Genomic DNA, 20,905 nt, shown 5'->3' with positions numbered 1-20,905 from the left:
GGCGTGGGGCGTGGGGCGTGGGGCGTGGGGCGTGGGGCGTGGGGCGTGGGGCGTTTCTAGCGGCGTTCCCTCCTCGCCTCCGCGAAACCTGCCACCGCCATCGCGGCGGCCACGCCCGCTGCGCTCCAGCACACCGCGCCGAACGAGGCCGCGTACGCCAGCACCGAGCCGATCCCGGCCGCCAGCAGGTACACCACCCACACGCCGGCCTGGAGCCGCGCCGACCGCAGGTCCTTGCGAGTGCCCGACAGGTTGGCGGACAAGGCGATGAGCGTCCCGGTCAGCACGGTCGTGTTGATCCCCGCGAGGCCGATGCGGGTCGCGTGGATGCTCTGGACGCCCATCGCGAACGCCGCCAACGCGATCGCCACCTCGAACGGCCCTGCGAAGCCCGCCAGCACCAGCACCGCCACCTCGGCCACCAGCAGCAGCGGCACCCCGAAGCTCGTGAGCACGTGGCGGCGCGTCGCCAGCGAGGCGATCACCGCCCCCAGCGTGAACCCGATCAGCGACCACAGCGGGCCCACCGCCGAAAGGCCGTCCTCCCTGCCGGTGAGCTGCCCTGAGACGGCCACGGCGAGGAGGACGGCGTTCCCGGTCTGGTTCGCCACGAACTGCTGCCCGAGGCTGAGGAACCCCGCCCCGTCGACCGCTCCCGCGAGCGCCGTCAGGACCAGCGCGGTCCAGGCGTGCGACTGCGCGCGGTCGATTGGGAGGGGTCCGGCCATCAGGGCTGCGTTCTCCTGCGCCGCGTCGCGCCGACGAGCACCGCGGCGCCGACCGCCACCAGCGCCCCCGCCGCGATCAACAGCGGCTGGAGGGACTGCCCCGTGGAGGGAAGATCGGCGCCGCCGTCCGTCGGCCCGTCCGACGCGCCGCCGGTCGGTCCGTCGCCGCTCGGGTCGGGCTCGGACGGCGACGGGGAGGGCTCGACATCGGACTCGCAGGTCAGCGTGGAGGCGAATGGGAAGTGGTGGATCTCGCCGCCGTTCTCGCCGATCTCGCCGAGACTGGCGTTCCTCGCGATGATCTGGCCCTCGACGTTGGTGGGGCTCACGTCGGAGTAATCGGCGTACGGCGCGAGGATGCTGCCCTGGACGGTGTCGCCGCTGGCGATCCGCAGTCGGCTCGTGTCACCGAAGTTCCACAGGATGAACGGCGACTGGTCGCCGCTGATGGGCGACTGCGGGGCGACGTCCCAGTCGAGCTCCCCGCTGGCACCGGAGGTGTCCACGTTGATCAGCAGCGGCGTATCGAGCGTCGGCTGGTCCAGAAACCGCAGCTCCGACATGTTGTCGAGGTCCTCCCCGGTCAGATCGAGGACGTTGGTGGTCCCGGGCTCCAGACTGATCTCGATGATCTGCCCGGGCGCGACCTCGCCCTCGGCGACCGCGGTCCCGCCGACGTCCATCATGGCGACGGTGCCCTGGCACCCGGCGAGCGTCGCGCTCGTCGAGCGCAGTTCGGCGAAAGCCCCGGCGAAGTCTATCGGCGAGCTCGGACCGACCGAGTCGAGCGGCTGCTGCACCGTGAGCTGGAGCCGCGGCGTGCTGTCGTAGCCCGCCCCCGCGGCGACCACGCGGGTGTTGACGCTCGCGCTGTTGTCGTCGGTGTTGAGCACGTCCGTGCCGGTCAGGTCGCCGATCTTCACGTACCCCTGGTTGAGGACCTGCACGACCGAGGTCGCAGGGTCGGCGGTGTAGTCCATCCGACCGCCCACGACCAGGGCGCTCGGCGCGCTGTCGCCGGGCGCGACGAACGTCCCCACGTCGTGGATCATCACGTTGTAGGAGCCCTCGACGACCAGGTTCCCGCCAGTGGCGATCGCGCCCTCGGCCTCCAGTGACGCCAGAGTCGTCTCGTTCTCCACGAACGCGTTGAAGTCGAACGCGGGCGCGAGCGGGTCGATCGTCACCGTCGCGGCCTGCGCGTGCTGCGTCGTCCCCGCCAAGGCGACCGCGACCGCGGCGACCGCCACCCCGAGAAACGCGAGACGTCCGCGGCGACGCCCGGACGACGGTGCCGTTGTGTGCTGCATGGTGCTCCCCCAGGGGCGTTCGATGGTCGACGGTGGCGGGGGAACCGCGCCCGAGCCTAGCGGCAGCGGCGGCGCGACCCGGTGAACGAAACGCCGCGACCGGCCGGCGATTGGTGAATCCGGCCACCACTACGCTCCGCATCCCCTCGGGACCTTGCGGCGACACTCCCCGGTGCACCAGGATTGGCCTTGTGGGGCAAGCGAACCCAGACCTCACGCGATTAAGGAGGATCTCAGATGGAGCATCCCGAAGACCGCTACGAACGCGGAATGAAAGCACTGCAACACATCTCGGGAGAGGCCGAACCGACGGTCGTCACCTCCCTCGCCGACATCGCCCCCGACCTCGGCCGCTACATCGCCGAGTTCGCGTACGGCGACGTCTACTCGGGCCCCGCACTCGAACCGCGGGACCGCCAGCTCGTGACCCTGGGCGCGCTGGCAGCGCTGGGCAACGCCGCCCCGCAGCTCCGCTTCCACATCAACGGCGCCCTCAACGCGGGATGCACCCGCGCCGAGATCGTCGAGGCGCTCACCCAGATCGCGGTCTACGCGGGCTTCCCGGCCGCCATCAACGCGGTCCAGCACGCCAAGGCCGTCTTCGAAGCACGCGACGCCGCCGAATGAACACGACCGCCTAGACGGCGCCGAAGCGGCACAGCCGCGAAGCCGCCGCCGAAGCGACACGGCCAGGCCAGGACCGGTGAGGGGCGGCCGCCCCACCACGCCCGCCCCTCACCGCGCCCGAAGGACCGGGCACCCGGGACGGGGCGAGACGACCGAGAGACAGCGGACCCAGAGGCAGCGGTCTAAAGGCAACGCCTAGAGGTACTGACCGATCGGCTGCTGCGGAATCGCCGACTCCGTGGTCGTCGGGTCCGTGCCGCTCCTGCGCGCGTACAGCTCCGCGAGCGTCATCGGCTCCCGCACCGCCTCCCCGCCCAGCCAATCGCTCGACTCCAGCGGCGACAGCGCACCCACCTCGATCTGCGCGAGACACCGGCCCGGACGCACCACCGCGGGATGCAACCGGTCGAGCCGCTCGTTCGTCGTGATCGCGACCATGATCTCCCGGCCCTGCCCCAGCAGGCCGTCCGTCAGGTTCAGCAACCGCGCCAGCGACTGGCCCGACGCCTCCTTCGCCTCACCGCGGATCAACTCGTCGCAGTCCTCCAAGACCATCAGCCGCCAATGCGCGCGCCGCGACTCCCCGTGATCCGGATCGGCGTCGAGCACCATGTCCATCTCCGACCCGATGATGACCTCCATCAGGTAGGACGGATCCGCGAAGAACGCCTCCGGATCCAGCACCGTGTCCACCTGGCACCACGGCGCCCACTCACGCGCCAACGCCCGCAACGCCGTGGTCTTGCCAGTACCGGGCGGGCCGTGCAGCAGCACCAGGCGCCCGGCCACGTCCGAAGACCGCGTCGCCATGAGCTTGCCCAGAGCCGCCCCCGAATTCGAGGAGTAGTTCCCCTCGATCTCCGGCCAGCGCGGCGCGCTGATCGACCGCGTCGACCGGAACGGACCCCGCGCCGACCGGTACCAGAACCCCATGTCGACCTTGTCCTCGCCGGGCTCCTCGGCCGAACCGGTCCGATCGGACACGAACGCGGCGACCTCCTCGGCCCGCTCACGCGTGTCCGCGGTGACCACCGCCTGGCCCGAACCGTCCCGCCACCGCTGCGTCCGCAGCGTCCAGCCCTCGCCGGTCACCAGTTGCAGAAAAGAAGCCCCCGAAATCGACCGAACGAGTGAACCGCCCTCGGGAATGAGATCGACGTCCTCCGCGACCGAGTCGAGCGACCGGACCACCGCGTGCGGCTGCGCGCCGCTCACATAGGCGTCCAGCGCCATGAGGTTCAGCACGTTCGAGGGGTCGTCCGAGCCGTCGAGCGTGAAGTGCACATTGCCGAGCACGCCTCCGCCTCCCTGGAGCAGGTTCATGATCTCACCGCGTCTTTCGATGATTCCCATCGCGATCCACCATAGAAAACTACGGCTCCGCAGGCGAGACCGCGACCTTCGAAAGACGCGGCACCGCGAACGGCGCTCAGTGATCGTGCCTTATGACACCGACATGACCGGGAGGCGCCCGCCGGGCGCGCCAGAGAGTCGCCGGAGATAAACGGACCCCACCCGGTGGGGCGTGAGCTGGATTAATCAGCCATGCTGGGCTACGTGACCGCATCGACCGAGACCAGCGAAAACACCGCCGCTACCATACCCGGCGCGCGCGTGGGGTCCCGAAGCGGGCCGCGGCGGGGCACGGACCGGGGACGGCGCGGAACCAAGGCCCTCGCACTCGCCCTGGCCGCCGTCGCCGGACTCGTCGCCGCCATCGCCGCACTCGACCTCGGCGGCGCGGTCGACATCCCCGCCCTCCCCGGCCTCGCCACCCCCGACCCGCTCGTCACCTGGGCCTCCGGACTCCTCAAATACGCCTACGACCTCGCGATGCTCGCCGCCGTCGGCTGCACGATCGCCGCGGCCTGCTTCCTGCCCGGCCGCACCGGCGACCGCGCGCGCCTCGCCGCCCAGTCATGGCGGTGGCTGCGCATCGGCGCCGCCGCCGCCGGACTCTGGGCCCTGGTCGCGCTCGCGAGCCTCCCGGTCGACTTCGCCGACACGTTCGTCCGCCCGCTCTCCGAGGTCACCGCACCGGGCCTGTGGTCGTACGCCACCCAGTCCGAGCAGGGACAATCCCTCGCGCTCACCGCGCTCCTCGCGCTGGCGGCCGCGGTCGTCGCCGCCCGCGCCTTCACGATCCCCGGAGCGGCCTGCGCCGCCGCGCTCGCCGTGGCCGCGGCCGTCCCGCCGATCTTCACCGGCCACTCCGCCTCCAACGGCAACCACCAGATCGCCGTCGACGGCCTGCTCATCCACGTGCTCGCCGCCGCGTTCTGGGCCGGAGGACTGCTCGCCCTGTTCATCGCCCGCCGCGACCCGGCCGTGGCCGCGCGCCGGTACTCGTTCGCCGCGGCCCTCGCCTACCCCGCGATCGGGATCTCGGGACTCATCGTGTTCGGCGCCAACGTCGCCGTCAGCGACCTGTGGGAATCGGCCTACGGGCGGATCGCGCTGGTCAAGATCGCGGTCCTCGCCGTCGGCGGGGTCCTCGGCTGGGTCCACCGCCGCCGCACCCTCCCCGAGGTCGAGGCCGGGGACCGCAGGGCGTTCAACCGGCTCGCCGCGGTCGAGCTGACGCTCATGGCCGTCGCGTTCGGCCTCGCCTCGTCCCTGTCGGTCACCCCGCCGCCGACCGAGGCCCTGCCCGACCCGAACACCGCGCTGCTCGGCTTCCCGACGCCGGGCCCGATGTCGTTCACGACGATCGTGCTCGACTGGTACCCCTCGGTGCTGCTGTGCGCCGCCGCCGTGACACTCGTCGGCTTCTACGTCGCGGGCGTGGCCCGGCTGCGCCGCCGCGGCGACGCCTGGCCCTGGTACCGGACCGCGCTGTGGATCGGCGGGTGGGCCGTGATCGTCCTGACCACCTCGACCGGGCTCGGCAAGTACGGGATGGTGCTGTTCAGCGCCCACATGGTCCAGCACATGGCGCTGAACATGCTCGCGCCGATCCTCCTGGTCCTGGCCGCGCCGACGACCCTCGCGCTGCGGGCGCTGCGGCCCGACCGCGCCGGGGGCCCGCGCGAGTGGCTGCTCGCCCTCATCCACAGCCGCTGGTCGCGGTTCATCTCGCGCCCGCTCGTCACCCTGTTCATCTACCTCACGAGCCTGTACGTCATGTACTTCACGGGCATGTTCGAGTGGGCGATGCGCTCGCACTTCGGGCACCTGTTCATGACCGCGCACTTCCTCGCGGCCGGGTGCCTGTTCTTCTGGGTGGTCATCGGGCCCGACCCGAAGCCGCGGCCGCTCACCTACCCGGCGAAGGTGCTCCTGTACTTCGTGACGATCGTCTTCCACGCGATCTTCGGGCTCACCCTCATGATGGGCACCGGGCTCATCGCCGAGGACTGGTACACGCAGCTCGCGATGCCCTGGGTCGCCGACCTGCTGGCCGACCAGCGCGCCGGCGGCGGCATCGCGTGGGCCTTCGGCGAGATCCCGAGCCTCATCATCATCGGCGTGCTCATCGCCCAATGGGCGCGCTCGGAGGAGCGCGAGGGGCGGCGCCTCGACCGGATGGCCGAACGCGCGAGCGCCACCGGGCACCCCGAGGACGACCCCCACGAGGTCTACAACGCCTACCTGGCCAGCCTCGACCAGGAACGGCGGTGACGGCGACCGTGCTCGCCTGGGCCGGAGGCCTCGCCCTCGCCGCCGTCCTCGTCGCCGCGACCTGGGCGCTGCTCGCCCTCCTCGCCCGGCGGCTGCCGCCGGGCCTCCTGCGCGACCTCGCCGCGTTCATCCCCGACTGCGTCACCTGCGCCCGGCGCCTGCGACGCCACCCCGCGGTGCCCCGGCGCGCCAAAGCCGCGATCGTGGCCGCCGCCGTCTACCTCGCCAGCCCGATCGATCTCATCCCCGAATTCCTGCCCGTCATCGGACCGCTCGACGACATCGTCGTCGTCGCGCTCGCCCTGCGCTACGCCGCCCGCAGCGTCCCCCGCGAAGTCCTCTACGAGGCCTGGCCCGGCGAACGCAGGCTGCTCGCCCGCCTCATCGGCGACTGATTAGCGACTGATCGGGGCGCGGCCGGGCGGCCCGCCGACCCCAGTCGCATGACCGTTGCGGCCGCACCGGACCGACCGTATCGTCGAGCACATGAGCGAAGCGCAGACCCGATTCGAGACCCTGGCCGTCCACGGCGGCGAACCCCGCCCCGCCCACCACGGCTCCGTCGTCCACCCGGTCTACCAGGGCACCGTCTTCGAGACCCGGCCCGGCGAGACGTACGACGAGATCCAGTACATCCGCCTCAACTCCAACCCGAGCCAGGACTACCTCCACGACAAGCTCGCCCTGCTCGAAGGCGCCGAGGCCGCCATCGCCACCGCCTCGGGCATGGCCGCGATCACCACCGCGCTGCTCGCCACCCTCCAGGCGGGCGACCACGTCATCGCCGCCGGCGCCTTCTACGGCGGCACCCACCACTTCCTCACCGGGCAGGCCCCGCGCCTGGGCTGGGAGGTCGACTTCGTCGACCCGGCCGACCCAGAGGCCTGGGCCGCGGCCCTGCGGCCCGAGACGAAGGCGTTCGTGGTCGAGACCATCAGCAACCCGCTCGTGCGGGTCGGCGACCTCCGGGCGATCGCGGCGTTCAGCCGCGAGCACGGCCTCACCAGCATCATCGACAACACCTTCGCCACGCCGGTGGTGTTCCGGCCCCACTCGGTCGGGTTCGACCTGGTGTGCCACTCGGCGACCAAAGCGCTGAACGGCCACTCCGACATCGTCGCCGGGGTCGTCACCGGAAGCGCCGAACGCCTCGCCCGCGTCCGGTCGGTGCTCAATCTTTACGGCGCCAGCCTCGACCCGCACGCGGGATTCCTGCTCGCGCGCGGCCTCAAGACGCTCGCGCTGCGGGTGCGGCAGCAGAACGCGAACGCGCTGGGAGTGGCGCGGTTCCTGGAGGGGCACCAGGGGATCGCGCAGGTCAACTATCCGGGCCTGGCGTCGCACCCCGAACACGCGCGGGCGGCCGAGCTGTTCGACGGGTTCGGCTCGGTGCTGTCGTTCCGGCCGGTGGGCGGCGTGGCCGCGGCGGACGCGCTCATCAAGGGACTCGAGCTGCCGTACACCGCGCCGAGCCTCGGCGGGGTCGAGTCGCTGGTGACGCGCCCGGCGGTCACGAGCCACGCGGGCATGAGCCCGGCCGAGCGCGCCGCGGAGGGCATCGACGAGGACCTGGTGCGCTTCTCGTGCGGCATCGAGGCGACCGAGGACCTGGTGGCGGACTTCGCCCAAGCGCTGGCGCCGCTGGAGGCCTAGGGCGCGCGTGTAGGCGCGGCAGCTCCTTCCTGGCTTTCATGCCGTACTCCTCCCCGGCTTTCACGCCGTGTCGAACGGCCCGGGGTGCGCCTGCGGGTGCGGCTTTTTGAACCTTGAGGAGGAGGCCGTCCCTAACCCCCACCCTCCCGAGAGGGGAAGGAAGTCTCGCCCGATCATTGCCGGAGGGTCCGACAGAAATCGGCCGCCGGGAGCCCGTTCGGGGCTCCTCGCGCTCGGAGTTCACTTGATCGGGGGACGCGAGGCGAGGCGTGCTCCCGTTAGAAGCGCCTGAGGTGAGGAGCGCTTCCGTTAGAAGCGCCTGGCGCGAGTCGTGCTCACGAGTGAGGCGCTTGAGGCGGGGCGTGCTCCCGCCAGAGGCGCCCGAGGTGAGTCACGCTCCCGTAAGAAGCGCCTGGCGCGAGTCTCGCTTCCGTCAGGCGCTTCTGCTCCATTGTGGGATCGGGATCGGGGCGAATCTGATCTTCGTTCCCGGGCGGGCCTGCGCCGCGGCGGCCTGGGCTTGCGGGCCGACCACGCCGATCACCGGGTAGCCGCCTGTCGTCGGGTGGTCGGCGCCGAACAGGATCGGCTGCCCGTCCGGCGGCACTTGCAGCGACCCCGACGCGATCCCCTCGCTCGGCAGCTCCGCCGCCGGGTCGACCCGCCGCAACGGTGGGCCCTCCAGCCGCAGGCCGATCCGGTTCGAATGCTCCGACACCGTCCACACCCCGCGCGCCAGCTCGGCCGCCGCATCGGGCCGGAACCACTCCAGTCTCGGTCCCAAATGGAGCTTCAATACCAGCTCCGGGCTCACCCCGGCCCACGGCGCCGGCCACTGCGTCGGCAGCGGCGGATGCGCCAGGCTCGGCCCCAGCGGGATCGTGTCGCCGACCCGCAGCGGGTCCGGCCCGAGCCCCGAGAGCAGGCACGTCGAATGCGATCCCAGGCTCGACTTCGGATGCAGCCCACCGGAGAACGCCAGGTACGACCGCACCCCGACCTCCGCGGGCCCCGCGTCCAGCACCGACCCGGCCTTGAGCTTCACCGGCTGCCCCCACGCCTCCGGGCGCCCGTCCACCGTGACCGGGCACGGCGCCCCGCCCACCACCACGGTCACGTCCCGGTGCGTCCGCACCGTGCAGCCGTTCAACGTCGTCTCCAGCGCGCACGCCCCGGTCGGGTTGCCCGCCAACTGGTTCGCCAACCGCCACGACGGCAGGTCGGCCGCGCCCGAAGGCGGCACCGCCAGGTGCCCCCAGCCGGGCCGCCCCGCGTCCTGGCAGGTCGTCAGCACGCCCGCGCGCAGGATCTCGACGGCGCTCATACCCGCACCGCCGCGAACCGCACCCGCGTGCCCGGCACCAGCAGCGCCGCCGGCTCGCGGTGCTCGTTCCACAGCCGCCCCGGGTTCGTCATCGTCGCGATCAGTTGCCACCCACCGGGACTCGAACGCGGATACACCCCCGTGTAGGGGCCCGCGACCGCCACCGACCCGGCCGGGACGGCCGTCCTCGGGTTCTCCCGCCGCGGCACCCGCAGCCGCTCGGGCAGCCCTTCGAGATACGCGAACCCGGGGGAGAACCCGCAGAACGCCGCCTCGTACTCGATGCCCGAGTGGACGTCGGCCACGTCGTCGACTGGCACGCCCCACATCGCGGCCACCGCCTCCAGGTCCGGACCGTCGTAGCAGACCGGGATCTCGACGCACTCGCCCGAGGCCTCGGGCTCCTCGTTCATCGGCCAGTGGGGCAGCTCAGCCGCCAGCAGCTCGGGCTCGTCGACCCCGTCGACGAGCACGGTCGTCGCACCCGGGACCAGCGCCTCGGCCTCCAGCAGCCCGGACATGCGCCGGTTCTGGAGCGAGCGATAACAGGCGCGCGCCGCGGCCGTTGTGCCGCAGTCGATCAGGATGCCCCGCGGCCCGGCCGGGAGCGGCCTCAGCCGAGGGGCGGTGGTTCTTCCGGTGCTCACGAGAAAGCCTCCACGTCGATGCCTCGTTCGTCCAATGTAGCCCGGATGGATGCGGCCACCGCGACCGCGTCGGGGCCGTCGCCGTGCACGCAGATCGATGCCGCCGCAATCGGAGTGCGCGTGCCGTCGATGGCCGTCACCGCGCCGTCGACCGCCAGGTCGAGCGCCTGCGCCACGGCCGCGGCCGGTTCGAGCAGGGCCCCGGGGAGGCCGCGGGCGACCAGGCGCCCGTTGCCCAGGTACGCCCTGTCGGCGAAGGCCTCGCCCACGACCCGCATCCCGGCCCGCGCGGCGGTCCGGTCGAGCTCGCTGCCGAGCTGGGTGAGCACGGTCGCGACGCCCGCCAGGCGCGCGCCCTCGACCACGGCCGCGGCCTGCACCGGATCGCGACCGGCCCGGTGGTACAGGGCCCCATGGGGTTTGACGTACGACACAGCCGACCCGGCGGCCTCCGCGAAGACCCTGAGGGCCCCGATCTGGTAGGCGACCTCGGCGGCCAGTTCCTCTGGGGGGACGTCGATCTCGCGCCGGCCGAAGCCCGGAAGGTCGCGATAGGACACCTGGGCGCCGATCCGCACCCCCGACTCGGCGGCCAGGGCGCACACCCGGCGCAGGGTGACCGGGTCCCCGGCGTGGAAACCGCACGCGACATTGGCGCTCGTGACGATGCGCAGCAGCGCGGCGTCGTCGGTGAGCTCCCAGCGGCCGAAACCCTCCCCCAGATCCGCGTTGAGGTCCATGCGTCCAACGGTACCGGAGCGCGGGGTATTCGGGCGCTTCGGGAAGACCGGCTGAATGCTCGCGCACGGGCAGGAGGGGTACCGAAGCCGCGGACGGGCACAAGACGCAACCGGCTCCTGTGCCATCCCCTCGGCAGCGGTGCGGGATCGGGCCGGTGCGAACCGGGCCGGAGTCGAGGTGGGACCGAGGCGGGGCCGTGCCTGCGGCCCGGCCGGGGGTAGTGGGATGATGGTTGCGGCAAACGTTTTCCGACGCTAGATTTCAAGCACCCCACCGGGCCCGGCCACCCTCGGCCGCCGAATTCCCCTTGGAGGAACCATGACCGGTCCGAACCCGAGCCCGCGAAGCGCCCCCGCCCCGCTGTTCACCGACCCGGTCTTCGACGGGCCCACCGACCCGACCGTGGTCTTCGACCCGGACTCGGGGCTCTGGCACCTCTTCTACACCCAGCGCCGCGCCAACCAGCCCGACGCCGGGGTCGCCTGGGTCCACGGGACCGACATCGGCCACGCCACGAGCCCCGACGGTCGCGAATGGACGTACGTCGGCACCCAGGCCGGCCCCGACTGCGCCTCGGGCAACACCTGGTGGGCCCCGGAGATCCTGCGCCACGACGGCACCTGGCACATGTACGTCACCTATCTCGAAGGGGTGCGCGAGGACTGGACCGGCCCCGCCGAGATCCGGCACTACACCTCGGAGGACCTCGACGCCTGGACATATCAGTCCACACTCGACCTCGACTCCGAGCGCGCCATCGACGCCACCGTGCACCGCCTCCCGGACGGCAAGTGGCGCATGTGGTTCAAAGACGAAAGGCGCGGCAGCCACGTCTACGCCGCGGACTCGGAGGACCTGTACGCCTGGGCCCCTTGCGGTCCGGCAGTGACCGACCAGGCACAGGAGGGCCCCACCGTGTTCACGCTCGGCGGCGTCCACTGGATGGTGACCGACGGGTGGTCGGGGCTCCTCGTCCACCGCTCCACCGACCTCGAACGCTGGCACCGCCAACCGATCCCGCTTTTGGCCGGTCCCGGCAGGCGCGCCTTCGACGAGGCGCTCGGCCACCACGCCATGGCCCTAACCCAAGGCCCCGACGAGGCCTTCCTCTACTACTTCACGCATCCTGGCGGCGGACGCCGCTCCACCGTCCAGGTCGCGCGCCTCCACGTGCGCGAGGGCTGGCTGCGCTGCGACCGCGACGAGCACTTCGACTACCTGCCCGATCCCGACCTGGCGCCGGCCTTCCGCGGCGGCCGCGCCTGAGGCCGGGCGCGCGAAACCGGGTCGCCAGCTCGATCGACATATCGACGACCTTGACATTCTAGGCAAGCGCTCTCTAGACTGTTCCATCAACAGCACTGTCCCAACGAAAGCCTGATCTCGCCGCTCGCACGGCCGCGATCCGCCTCGTCCGCGATGCACCCGTCGTCGACCCGGCTCGCGTCCGGTCGCAGCGGCGCCACTCGCCGGACCCCGGCGACGCCTCCATGTGGCACCCCCTCCCGCCCATCCCCTCACCGCACAATGGAGTGTAAATGCAATCGATTGCCAAAACGCGAGGCCGGCCTGCTGCCGTAGCCGTCGCGTCCGCCGCGATGCTCGTCGCGGGACTCGTGAACGCCACCGCGGCCCAGGCCCAAGAACCCGAACCGGTCTGGCAGCAGATCGCCTTCGGTCAGTCCACCGACCTCAACTTCAACTCAAACGTCCTGCCCGAGAAGGTCGGCGCGAACTACGCCGAGCCCGAGTTCCCCGGCACCATCGACGGCGAGATCGTCCTCGAAAGCCGCGGTGGCAAACTCGCGCCCGGCCACGACGGCCTGGTCTTCTACTATGTGGACCTGGACCCCAACGAGTACAACTTCGTGCTCGAAGCGGACGTCACGGTCGACCAGCTTGGGCCCGAGAACGGCGCGAATCCCAACGGCCAGGAGGGGGCGGGCCTGATGGTCCGCGACCTCAACGGCGGCCCCCGCCAGGACCCGATGGTCGAGGGCTTCGAGGAGGTCCCGGCCGCCTCCAACCTCGCCGGCGTCTCGATGATGCGCCACGGCCCGAGCCCGATCGTGCGCACCGGCGTGACCGAACCGTGGGGCAACCCCGGATCGAACTGGTCCTCGACGGGTTTCACCGACGACCCGCAGTACGAGGTCCCGCGCGGCGTGCCGGTCACGATGCGCCTGGAGCGCACCGACACCGCGTTCATCATGTCGGTGACGCTCACCCACCTCGACGAGCCGGTCACCTTCGAGGAGATCCTCGAAGGCGCCGACTGGGTGCAGGACATCGACCCCGACAACATGACCGTCGGGTTCTTCGCCTCGCGCAACGCCTTGGTGCGCATCAACAACGCGAGCCTGACCCTGTCCGAGGCGAACACGCAGCCGCGCACGCCCGTCGTCGCGCCGCAGCCGGGCGCCGAGCTGACGCTGCTGTCGGCCCCGACCTCGGGCACCGAGGCGTACGAGTTCAAGGCCTCCGGCAACTACGACGGGGCCATCACGCTCGCCGCCGACGGCGCGACCCTGGTCGAGGACGCGCCGGTCTCGGGCGGCGAGGTCTGGTCCCACCCGGTCGCGCTCACCGCCGACACCACCGAACTCACCGCGACCTACACGCCCGAGGGCGCTCCGGACGACACGCCGATCACGCGGGAGCTCACCGTCGAGAAGCGCGTCTACGACTCCGGGAAGGGCCTCTTCGCGGCGCCCGACGGGAGTCCGGACGCCGCCGGGACCAAGAAGGACCCGCTCGACGTCCACACCGCGATCCGGTACGTGAACCCGGGTGAGAAGGTCTTCCTCCGCGGCGGCACCTACACGCCCGAATCCTCCATCGTGATCGGCGAGGCCTACTCGGGCACCGCGGACGGCGTGAAGACGCTGACCGCGTACAAGGGCGAGAAGGTCGTGATCGACGGCGGCGGGGAGCTGGCCCAGATCATCCAGGTGAACGGCGACCACTGGCACGTCTACGGACTCGAGCTCACGAACTCGGCCGGGCACGGTATGCGCGTCGAGGGCAACGACAACGTCATCGAGCAGATGGTGTTCAGCTACAACGGGAACACCGGGTTCCAGCTCGACGGCACGGGCACCGACCCGGCCTACTGGCCATCGCGCAACCTGGTGCTCAACTCCGAGTCGCACGACAACCGCGACCCGGCCGACGGCAACGCTGACGGTTTCGCGGCCAAGCTCGGCGTCGGGGCGGACAACGTCTTCCGCGGCAACATCTCCCACCACAACATCGACGACGGCTGGGACCTGTATAACCGCACCAACGAGGGCGCCAACCTCCCGATCACCTTGGAGGGCAACATCGCCTACTCCAACGGGAAGCTCTCGGACGGGTACTTCGAGGACTCGAACCTCGGCGTGGGCTTCAAGCTCGGCGGCGAGGGCCTCCCGGTCGACCACGTCGCCGTCGGCAACCTGGCCTTCGACAACAACCTCGACGGCTTCTCCGACAACTTCAACCCCGGCCGCCTGACGGTCACGAACAACACCGCCATCGACAACAAGCGGTACAACTTCATCTTCCGCATCAACCCGTATGTGGCGCCGGAGGACCAGGGCGTCTTCCGCGGCAACCTGTCGCTGCGCACCACGATCAGGGACGAGAACCGGCCCGACGCGGTCTCCGGCGACGTCGACGCCACGAACTTCCTGTTCGACGGCACGTCAACGAAGAACAGCGACGGCCGCAAGGTCACCGCGAAGGAGTTCGCGAGCCTGACCGCGCCGGACGCCTACAGCCGCAAGAAGGACGGCTCGATCGACTGGGGCAGGTTCACGCGCCTCACCAAGAAGTCCTTCCTCGGCTGCGCCGGCCCGGACGGCACGCACGTCGGGGCCCTCCCGGCCTCGGGCAAGCCGCACGGCAAGCACAACGGCCGCAATCCGCACCACGGGCACGGCAAGCCCCACTGCAAATAGGCAATCCGCACCGATCGCCACCGGCCGCTCCTCCGCCGGTGGCGATCGGTGTTCCGTGCCGCCACTCGACCGCCGAATCCTGTGACCAAGGTGTCCTGAAGCCATCGCAGTTGCGAATTCGATGTTCTGGGGCGACAGTGCAGTGGCTCCCGTGACCGGCGCACAATGGAGTCTTCTCTGCCCGGAATAGGGCCGAAAATGGTTGGTACGACACCATTACACAGGGTTGATGGTGCCATCGAATCCCCTGGTAAGACGGCATCTTTTGGGGACCTGGAAGTGGCCGTGCCGGTCTATGCTGATAGCCGTACCGAGTCCACTGAGAACCCCGGAGGCGGCATGTTCGGTGAGGACGCGATCGCCCAGCAATTGGCAGACGCCCGCACGGCCCTCGACACAGTCAAACAGCAGCAGCAGGACCACCAGGTCCCGTCCGTCACCGCAGAAGCGGCCGACGGGCGCATCAAAGTCGTCCTCGGCTCCGACGGACGCCTCGAACGCCTCGAGTTCGTCGAGGTCCGAGTGCTCAAGGAGGGCACCGAGTTCCTGGAGGAGGAGATCCGAAGAGCGGTGAACACCGCGCTGGACGCGCGCGCCGAGTCCCTGGCCCCCGACGCCGCCGCGCCCGACCTCGAAGCCCTCGGCGAAGCGGTCACCAAGATCCAGGACCAGGGCCTGCGCCAGATGCAGGAGATGTCGGCCCAGATCAGCTCCGTCATGAAGAAACTGCAAGGGGGGAGCTGAGATGGCGGTCCAACTCGATCTCGAATCGATCCGCAGGGGCGCCGGCGAACTCGACGCCGCGACCGACGCCGTCCAGGCCGTCGTCGACCAGTTCCGCTCCGCCGTAGAGGGACTGAGCGACTGCTTCGGCGGCGACGCGATCGGCTCCCTCCTCGACATCGCCCACCAGGTCGTCATGGAAGCCCTGATGGAGTGCATCACCACCAACATCGAGGACCTTCTCGACTACGCGAACAGCCTGCGCGAGATGGCCGACGACCACGAGGCCGCCGACAACGACATCGCCGCGCTGTTCATGCAACTGCTCGCCGAACTCGGCGGCTGACCCTCCTCTCCCTTCACGTCCCAACGGCCGCCGGCACCGGCCCGCATCAACTCCTTCATAACGCTCCGTGTCCCACTCCCTACGAAGGAGGCCCCCGTGGGCTTGTCACTGCCCTCCGAACTGTCGAGCCTGCTCTCCATGCTCGGCTACCACTGGCCCGAGTCCGACGAGACGAAGCTGTTCGACCTCGGCAGCAACTGGACCGGCCTCGCCGACACGATCTCCGGCGCGATCGACCAGCTCGAGAGCGCCGCGCGGACCGTCATCGACAACAACCGCAGCGACGACATCGACGCCTTCCGCTCCGAGTGGGAGGACGGCGAGTCGGCCGTGCGCAACATCGCCGACATCGGCGAGCCCTCCAACATCATCAGCATCGGGCTCATGATCGCCGCCGGCGTCGTGCTCGCCTTGAAGATGCAGATGATCGTCCAGCTCATCACGCTCGCCATCCAGATCGCCCAGGCGATCGCCACGGCCGTCGTGACCTTCGGGGCCTCGCTCGCGCAGATCCCGATCTTCAAGATGATCACCTCCTTCCTCATCGACCAGCTGCTCAACATGGCGATCGAGGCGGTGCTCAATGGCTAGGACCCGCGTCCGGCCCCCGCGCAAGGCGACCGCCCAGGGCGCCAAGCTCATCGCGGGGCTCATCAGCAACACCAAGTTCTTCCGCACCGGCAAGGGCGGCGGCAAATGGGTCAAGACGACCATCAAGAGCAAGCCGCAGATCCGCAGGCGCACCACGCACCGCGCCCGCGTCGGCACGACCACCAACACCGACTACAAGGGCAACTTCTTCAAGAAGCACCCGGACCGGAAGGGCAAGGTCGTCGTCCACCACGCCGTCGAGCAGCAGGTCCTGCGCCGCTACCCCGGGCGGTTCAAACCCGGGGAGCTGCACTCGGTGGAGAACCTCCGCGGCATCCCCAAGGGCCAGGTCAACAGCCGGGTGCACTTGAGCGAGATCCGCAAGGAGTGGAACCAGTTCTACAAGGACCACCCGAACGCGACCCGCCAGCAGATCCTCGACCACGCCACGAAGGTCGACCTCAAGCTCGGCACGAACTTCACCCCGTCCGTCCCATAAGTTAGGATGCGCTGATGAATTACTACCTTCTGGGGCCCGAGGTCGCCGGTGAGCTGGGCGACGACACGGTCATGGACACCTCGGTGCACCCGCCGGCCGTGTCGCGGCTCCAGTACGTGGTCCAGGACTGGCTCGGCGACGAGATCCTCGAGTCCACGCCCTGCTTCGTCGTCACCGACCACCTGGCCGGCCTCATCGAGGGCGCGGGCCTGAACGGGTACCGCCTCGCCGCGGCCGACGTGGTGCTCGGCGAGGACGCCGAGGAGCTGGCGGGCGGGCCGATCGACCTGCCGAAGTTCCAGTGGCTCCAGCTGACCGGCCGCGCCGGATCGGACGACTTCGGGGCCTCGGCCAACGGCAGCCTCGTCGTCTCCCAGCGGGCCCTCGACGTCCTTCGCCAAGGCGCCCTGAACAACTGCGACATCGACCCCGCATAGCGGGCAAGACCAGGGGCGGACGGGGAGACCCGGGCCGCCCCTTCGCCGTTCCGGCCTTCAGCGCCTCCCAGCGCGCCTCCAGCGCCTCGACGGCGCCGGTCTCGCGCAGCGCGGCGATCGTGCGGGCCGCCTCGGCCAGGCGGCTCACGAGCAGGGGCGCGGGGTCAGAACAGGCCCGCGAGGGCCGCGACGACGAACAGGACCAGGACGACCAGCACGCCGATCGCGATGTACATGAGCAGTTCAGGGGCGACCAGGAAGACCGTGAGGGCCGCCAGGGCGATGATGCCCGCCGCGACCCCGGTGATCTTCCACTTCTTCTCCGTGCCGCCGCCCATGCCGTCGCGCAGCTGCTGGTTCGCCTTCGACAACGACGCGGGCATGACCGCCGTCGGCTCGTGCGGGGCCGAGAAACCCGGAGGCGGCAACTGCTGGAGGTCGGAGAGCAGCAGGTCGAGCTCGGAGTAGACCCGCGCCTGCATGGCGGCGTCGACGCGATCCTGGTACTCGGACACGTCCAAGCGCCCTTCCTCCACCGCCTGGCGCAGACGTTCCATGACGACCTGCCGGTCGGACTCCGAGGCGCGCATCTGATCGCGGTCCATTCGGGCACTCCTCCATAGTCGGATGCTCCCCCTAGGATGCCAGGGCCCGGCAACCTCCGGCAACGCAACCGGAGCCTCCAAGGCGGCCCGAGCCGCGTCGCCACTTCCCAGGCCGGGCCGGAACTGAGACGATGGGTCGGTGAGCGAGCGCGAGGAAGTGATCGTCGGCGTCGGCGCCGGCACCGAGGCGACCGACATGGTCCTCAACATCGGGCCGCAGCACCCCTCGACCCACGGCGTGCTGCGGCTGCGGCTGCGCGTCGACGGCGAGCGGGTGACCGCGTGCGAGCCGATCATCGGCTACATGCACCGCGGCGCCGAGAAGCTCTACGAGGTGCGCGACTTTCGCCAGATCATGCTCCTGGCCAACCGGCACGACTGGCTCTCGGCGTTCTCCTCCGAACTCGGCGTCGCCCTCGCCGCCGAGCGCCTCGCCGGGATCGAGACGCCCGAGCGGGCCGTGTGGCTGCGCATGGCCCTCGCCGAGATCAACCGGGTGCTCAACCACCTGATGTTCCTCGGCTCGTACCCGCTCGAGATCGGGGCGATCACCCCCATGTTCTACGCCTTCACCGAACGCGAACGCCTCCAGGCGGTCATGGAGGAGGCCAGTGGCGGGCGCGTCCACTACATGTACAACTGCGTGGGCGGCCTCAAGGACGACGTGCCCGGCGGATGGGAGGACCGGGCGCGCAAGGCCCTCGACGAGGTCGAGACCGGCATGGTCCGGCTCGACAAGATGCTGCGGCACAACGAGATCTTCGCGGCCCGCACCAAAGGCGTCGGCGTGCTCGACGCGGCCACCGCCGCCGCGTACGGGGTGAGCGGGCCGGTCGCGCGCGCCAGCGGCCTCGACTTCGACCTGCGACGCGACGAGCCCTACCTCGCCTACGACCAACTGAACGTGCCGGTCGTGGTCCGCACCGAGGGCGACTGCCACGCGCGGTTCCTGTGCCTGCTCGACCAGGTGGCCGTCTCGATCGACCTCGCCCGCGCCTGCCTCGACCGGGCCGCCGGACTCGACGGGCCGGTCAACGTCAAGCTCCCCAAGATCTTCAAGCCGCCGGCGGGGGAGACGTACGTGTGGACCGAGAACCCGCTGGGCGCCAACGGGTACTACCTGGTGAGCCGGGGCGAGAAGACCCCTTGGCGGCTGAAGCTGCGCACCGCCTCCTACGCGAACGTGCAGGCCCTCGCGACCCTGCTGACCGGGTGCCTCATCCCCGACATGATCGCGATCCTCGGCTCGATGTTCTTCGTGGTCGGCGACATCGACAAGTGAAGCGCCGCAACGCTACAGGCCCACGACGCTGAAGGCCGGGACGAGCGCGAGGAGGCCCATCGGGCCGATCCGCAAGGCGATCGAGTCGGCACGGCGCTTCGGGGCGATCGGGTTCAGGACGGGTGCTGAATGGACCGTCAGTTTGTGCGGCGCTCCGGGCACGGACGGCGCGCTCCGGATCAGACGCAGCCGCCGGTCGTCTCGTGCACCCGGAACGGCTCGGCCGCAACCGCCTCGGTCCAACTCGACACCGACCTCCCGTCCGGACACGGCACCGACCCGTACGCCCACGACGCCTCCGCGCCGAACGGCGGCGTCGGCGCGAACACGCCCACCGGACCGTCCAACGGCCGGCAACCCGTAGACGCCTGCACCGCAACCGGATCCACCCAGCGCCCCGCCGCGGGCTCCGCGCTCGTCGCCGTCACCCGCACGTTCACATAACCCGCGGACTCGCCCGACCACGACACCCCGTCCGGCCCCGACGTCAACGGCCGCAACCCGAACCGCTCAACCAGCGCCTCCACCTGCACCACCGTCGCAGCCGACACCTGAAGTGTCCGCGTCAACGACAGGCCCGGCCGCGCCGGCGTCACCTGACACGACTCCCAACCCAACGGCCCCACCGCCAGCACCGCCGCACCCGAGAACACCGAAGCCGCCTCACCCACCACCGCGTCCATCACCGCACGGGCCTCAGCGGCCGGCACCTGCTCCCGCACCGTCGCCCGCGACCCCGCGAACGCCAACACCACCAGCAACGCCGCCCACACCACGACCGCCACGCGCAGACGGCGGCGCCACCGCGCCGAGACGTTCGAGAACACGCCTGACAGTCTGCCCTACCCCGACCCGCCCCCTCGGCCGCGATACCCGTCACAACCGGCCACCGGATGTCACACTCTTGAACCATGTCCCGTCCACCAGGCATGAACGAACCGGAAGCGACCACCGCCGAGGAGGCCGCCGCCCAATTCGAAGCCCTGCGACCCCGCCTCGTCGGCGTCGCCTACGGACTCCTCGGCACCGTCGCCGAAGCCGAAGACGCCGTCCAAGACGCCTGGCTGCGACTCCAGCGAAGCGACCTCGCCGAGATTGAGGACCTCACCGGCTGGCTCGTCACCACCACCGCCCGCCTCGCCCTCGACGTCCTCCGCTCCGCCCGCCACCGCCGCGAGACCTACATCGGCCCCTGGCTCCCCGAACCGGTCGAGACCGCCCCCGACCCCGCCGACACCCTCAGCCTCGCCGACTCCCTCTCCTGGGCCATGCTCGTCGTCCTCGAGACCCTCAGCCCCGCCGAACGCACCGCCTTCGTCCTCCACGACGTCTTCGGCCACACCTTCGACCAGGTCGCCGCCGCCCTCGGCCGCACCCCCGCCGCCTGCCGCAAACTCGCCAGCCGCGCCCGCGACCACATCGAGACCCGCAGACCCCGCTTCGACGTTGACCCCGAACGGCACCGCCACACCGTCGAGGCCTTCGCCCGCGCCAGCCGAGAAGGCGACCTCGAAGGCCTCCTCGCCCTCCTCGACCCCGACGCCGTCCTCACCTCCGACGGCGGCGGACTCGTCAGCGCCGCCCGCAAACCCGTCCACGGCGCCGACAAGATCGCCCGCTTCCTCATCGGCGTCAACGCCAAATACCCCGACCAGGTCAAACGGATCACCCACGTCAACGGCGGCCTCGCCGTCCTCATGCTCGTCGGCGGCGAGGTCTCCAGCGTCACCGCCCTCGGCATCCGCGACGGACGCATCCGCACCGTCGACATGATCCGCAACCCCGAGAAGTTCCACGGCCTGCGCACCACCCGCGGGCACTGACAGGAAG

Annotated in this window: 22 protein-coding genes; 13 read left to right on the top strand and 9 right to left on the bottom strand. The window is 70.7% G+C overall.

From position 1 onward, the window contains the following. Nucleotides 1–56: 56 nt before the first annotated feature. Nucleotides 57–728: a YoaK family protein gene (locus tag IF12_RS0121915; RefSeq protein WP_051704752.1), complete on the bottom strand. Its 672-nt coding sequence runs from the start codon at nt 726–728 to the stop codon at nt 57–59. Beyond that, nucleotides 728–1,978, bottom strand: coding sequence for a choice-of-anchor A family protein (locus IF12_RS0121910; RefSeq protein WP_051704751.1), 1,251 nt, complete (start codon nt 1,976–1,978; stop codon nt 728–730). The genes IF12_RS0121915 and IF12_RS0121910 overlap by 1 nt, the downstream gene beginning before the upstream one ends. A 330-nt stretch (nt 1,979–2,308) precedes the next feature. Here IF12_RS0121910 and IF12_RS0121905 point away from each other — a divergent pair, with 330 nt between their 5' ends. Beyond that, nucleotides 2,309–2,665, top strand: coding sequence for a carboxymuconolactone decarboxylase family protein (locus IF12_RS0121905; protein ID WP_208295036.1), 357 nt, complete (start codon nt 2,309–2,311; stop codon nt 2,663–2,665). Between the two features lie 195 nt (nt 2,666–2,860). Here the strand turns inward: IF12_RS0121905 and IF12_RS0121900 are convergent, their stop codons facing one another. Continuing rightward, entirely contained in the window at nt 2,861–4,018 is a 1,158-nt protein-coding gene (locus IF12_RS0121900) for a DUF5925 domain-containing protein (RefSeq protein WP_197034836.1), read from the bottom strand. Between the two features lie 261 nt (nt 4,019–4,279). On the opposite strand from IF12_RS0121900, the gene IF12_RS0121895 reads away from it, so the two are divergent. The 3 genes from IF12_RS0121895 to IF12_RS0121885 all read left to right on the top strand — a co-directional run bounded on the left by IF12_RS0121895 (nt 4,280) and on the right by IF12_RS0121885 (nt 7,939). Further along, nucleotides 4,280–6,286 carry a cytochrome c oxidase assembly protein gene (locus IF12_RS0121895; RefSeq protein ID WP_166659551.1) on the top strand — a complete coding sequence of 669 codons (2,007 nt, stop codon included), beginning with the start codon at nt 4,280–4,282 and terminating at the stop codon, nt 6,284–6,286. Further along, nucleotides 6,283–6,681, top strand: a complete 399-nt coding sequence (locus IF12_RS0121890) for a YkvA family protein (protein ID WP_166659538.1) — start codon at nt 6,283–6,285, stop codon at nt 6,679–6,681. The genes IF12_RS0121895 and IF12_RS0121890 overlap by 4 nt, the downstream gene beginning before the upstream one ends. Nucleotides 6,682–6,772: 91 nt before the next feature. After that, entirely contained in the window at nt 6,773–7,939 is a 1,167-nt protein-coding gene (locus IF12_RS0121885; RefSeq protein ID WP_030162325.1) for a PLP-dependent aspartate aminotransferase family protein, read from the top strand. A gap of 433 nt (nt 7,940–8,372) precedes the next feature. On the opposite strand, the gene IF12_RS0121880 is transcribed toward IF12_RS0121885, so the two are convergent. From IF12_RS0121880 to IF12_RS0121870, 3 genes are read right to left on the bottom strand one after another with little or no spacing between them, the layout of a single operon-like run. Continuing rightward, nucleotides 8,373–9,263: a biotin-dependent carboxyltransferase family protein gene (locus tag IF12_RS0121880; RefSeq protein ID WP_035750026.1), complete on the bottom strand. Its 891-nt coding sequence runs from the start codon at nt 9,261–9,263 to the stop codon at nt 8,373–8,375. Then, on the bottom strand, nt 9,260–9,910 hold the full coding sequence (locus IF12_RS0121875; protein ID WP_197034835.1) for an allophanate hydrolase subunit 1: 651 nt from the start codon (nt 9,908–9,910) through the stop codon (nt 9,260–9,262). The genes IF12_RS0121880 and IF12_RS0121875 overlap by 4 nt, the downstream gene beginning before the upstream one ends. Continuing rightward, a complete protein-coding gene (locus IF12_RS0121870; RefSeq protein ID WP_030162320.1) occupies nt 9,907–10,650 on the bottom strand; it encodes a LamB/YcsF family protein in 744 nt (247 codons plus the stop codon). Before IF12_RS0121870 ends, IF12_RS0121875 begins: the two co-directional genes overlap by 4 nt. Nucleotides 10,651–10,969: 319 nt before the next feature. Between IF12_RS0121870 and IF12_RS0121865 the strand changes: the two genes are divergently transcribed. From IF12_RS0121865 to IF12_RS0121835, 7 genes are all read left to right on the top strand, one after another. Next, on the top strand, nt 10,970–11,917 hold the full coding sequence (locus IF12_RS0121865; RefSeq protein ID WP_051704750.1) for a family 43 glycosylhydrolase: 948 nt from the start codon (nt 10,970–10,972) through the stop codon (nt 11,915–11,917). A 272-nt stretch (nt 11,918–12,189) separates the two neighbouring features. Further along, entirely contained in the window at nt 12,190–14,592 is a 2,403-nt protein-coding gene (locus IF12_RS0121860; RefSeq protein WP_133884103.1) for a right-handed parallel beta-helix repeat-containing protein, read from the top strand. 339 nt (nt 14,593–14,931) lie between these two features. Further along, nucleotides 14,932–15,336: a YbaB/EbfC family nucleoid-associated protein gene (locus tag IF12_RS0121855; protein WP_030162314.1), complete on the top strand. Its 405-nt coding sequence runs from the start codon at nt 14,932–14,934 to the stop codon at nt 15,334–15,336. A gap of 1 nt (nt 15,337) precedes the next feature. Next, complete coding sequence (locus IF12_RS0121850) at nt 15,338–15,661, top strand: WXG100 family type VII secretion target (RefSeq protein ID WP_030162312.1); 324 nt, start codon at nt 15,338–15,340, stop codon at nt 15,659–15,661. Nucleotides 15,662–15,757: 96 nt separating this feature from the next. Beyond that, nucleotides 15,758–16,252, top strand: coding sequence for a hypothetical protein (locus tag IF12_RS0121845; protein ID WP_030162310.1), 495 nt, complete (start codon nt 15,758–15,760; stop codon nt 16,250–16,252). Beyond that, nucleotides 16,245–16,751, top strand: coding sequence for a hypothetical protein (locus tag IF12_RS0121840; RefSeq protein WP_030162308.1), 507 nt, complete (start codon nt 16,245–16,247; stop codon nt 16,749–16,751). The genes IF12_RS0121845 and IF12_RS0121840 overlap by 8 nt, the downstream gene beginning before the upstream one ends. A 14-nt stretch (nt 16,752–16,765) precedes the next feature. Further along, entirely contained in the window at nt 16,766–17,188 is a 423-nt protein-coding gene (locus tag IF12_RS0121835) for a hypothetical protein (protein ID WP_030162307.1), read from the top strand. A 164-nt stretch (nt 17,189–17,352) separates the two neighbouring features. On the opposite strand, the gene IF12_RS23495 is transcribed toward IF12_RS0121835, so the two are convergent. Continuing rightward, on the bottom strand, nt 17,353–17,793 hold the full coding sequence (locus tag IF12_RS23495; RefSeq protein ID WP_035750021.1) for a DUF1707 domain-containing protein: 441 nt from the start codon (nt 17,791–17,793) through the stop codon (nt 17,353–17,355). 196 nt (nt 17,794–17,989) lie between these two features. On the opposite strand from IF12_RS23495, the gene IF12_RS0121825 reads away from it, so the two are divergent. Beyond that, nucleotides 17,990–19,075 (top strand): NADH-quinone oxidoreductase subunit D, encoded by a 1,086-nt coding sequence (locus tag IF12_RS0121825; protein ID WP_081913841.1) that lies wholly within the window; start codon nt 17,990–17,992, stop codon nt 19,073–19,075. 12 nt (nt 19,076–19,087) lie between these two features. On the opposite strand, the gene IF12_RS25915 is transcribed toward IF12_RS0121825, so the two are convergent. After that, a complete protein-coding gene (locus tag IF12_RS25915) occupies nt 19,088–19,237 on the bottom strand; it encodes a hypothetical protein (protein ID WP_156036879.1) in 150 nt (49 codons plus the stop codon). A 17-nt stretch (nt 19,238–19,254) separates the two neighbouring features. Continuing rightward, the gene (locus IF12_RS24515; RefSeq protein ID WP_133884105.1) at nt 19,255–19,902 is read right to left on the bottom strand and encodes a hypothetical protein; all 648 of its coding nucleotides are present in this window, start codon (nt 19,900–19,902) and stop codon (nt 19,255–19,257) included. Between the two features lie 84 nt (nt 19,903–19,986). Between IF12_RS24515 and sigJ the strand changes: the two genes are divergently transcribed. After that, the gene (gene sigJ, locus IF12_RS0121810) at nt 19,987–20,898 is read left to right on the top strand and encodes an RNA polymerase sigma factor SigJ (protein WP_208295037.1); all 912 of its coding nucleotides are present in this window, start codon (nt 19,987–19,989) and stop codon (nt 20,896–20,898) included. Nucleotides 20,899–20,905: the final 7 nt, after the last annotated feature.

This window comes from Glycomyces sp. NRRL B-16210 (assembly GCF_000719515.1).
Lineage (GTDB): Bacteria > Actinomycetota > Actinomycetes > Mycobacteriales > Micromonosporaceae > Glycomyces.
Note: the sequence above shows the minus strand (reverse complement) of the source record. Positions and strands in the feature narration are given on the sequence as shown.

Excerpts from the sequence above, each read along its gene's own strand:
- IF12_RS0121860 (WP_133884103.1), top strand. The coding sequence starts at position 12,190 with ATGCAATCGATTGCCAAAACGCGAGGCCGGCCTGCTGCCGTAGCCGTC.
- IF12_RS0121855 (WP_030162314.1), top strand. The coding sequence starts at position 14,932 with ATGTTCGGTGAGGACGCGATCGCCCAGCAATTGGCAGACGCCCGCACG.
- IF12_RS0121835 (WP_030162307.1), top strand. The coding sequence starts at position 16,766 with ATGAATTACTACCTTCTGGGGCCCGAGGTCGCCGGTGAGCTGGGCGAC.
- IF12_RS0121885 (WP_030162325.1), top strand. The coding sequence starts at position 6,773 with ATGAGCGAAGCGCAGACCCGATTCGAGACCCTGGCCGTCCACGGCGGC.
- IF12_RS0121915 (WP_051704752.1), bottom strand. The coding sequence starts at position 728 with ATGGCCGGACCCCTCCCAATCGACCGCGCGCAGTCGCACGCCTGGACC.
- IF12_RS0121905 (WP_208295036.1), top strand. The coding sequence starts at position 2,309 with ATGAAAGCACTGCAACACATCTCGGGAGAGGCCGAACCGACGGTCGTC.
- IF12_RS0121840 (WP_030162308.1), top strand. The coding sequence starts at position 16,245 with ATGGCTAGGACCCGCGTCCGGCCCCCGCGCAAGGCGACCGCCCAGGGC.
- IF12_RS0121880 (WP_035750026.1), bottom strand. The coding sequence starts at position 9,263 with ATGAGCGCCGTCGAGATCCTGCGCGCGGGCGTGCTGACGACCTGCCAG.
- IF12_RS0121900 (WP_197034836.1), bottom strand. The coding sequence starts at position 4,018 with ATGGGAATCATCGAAAGACGCGGTGAGATCATGAACCTGCTCCAGGGA.
- IF12_RS23495 (WP_035750021.1), bottom strand. The coding sequence starts at position 17,793 with ATGGACCGCGATCAGATGCGCGCCTCGGAGTCCGACCGGCAGGTCGTC.
- IF12_RS0121825 (WP_081913841.1), top strand. The coding sequence starts at position 17,990 with ATGGTCCTCAACATCGGGCCGCAGCACCCCTCGACCCACGGCGTGCTG.
- sigJ (WP_208295037.1), top strand. The coding sequence starts at position 19,987 with ATGTCCCGTCCACCAGGCATGAACGAACCGGAAGCGACCACCGCCGAG.
- IF12_RS0121870 (WP_030162320.1), bottom strand. The coding sequence starts at position 10,650 with ATGGACCTCAACGCGGATCTGGGGGAGGGTTTCGGCCGCTGGGAGCTC.
- IF12_RS0121865 (WP_051704750.1), top strand. The coding sequence starts at position 10,970 with ATGACCGGTCCGAACCCGAGCCCGCGAAGCGCCCCCGCCCCGCTGTTC.
- IF12_RS0121850 (WP_030162312.1), top strand. The coding sequence starts at position 15,338 with ATGGCGGTCCAACTCGATCTCGAATCGATCCGCAGGGGCGCCGGCGAA.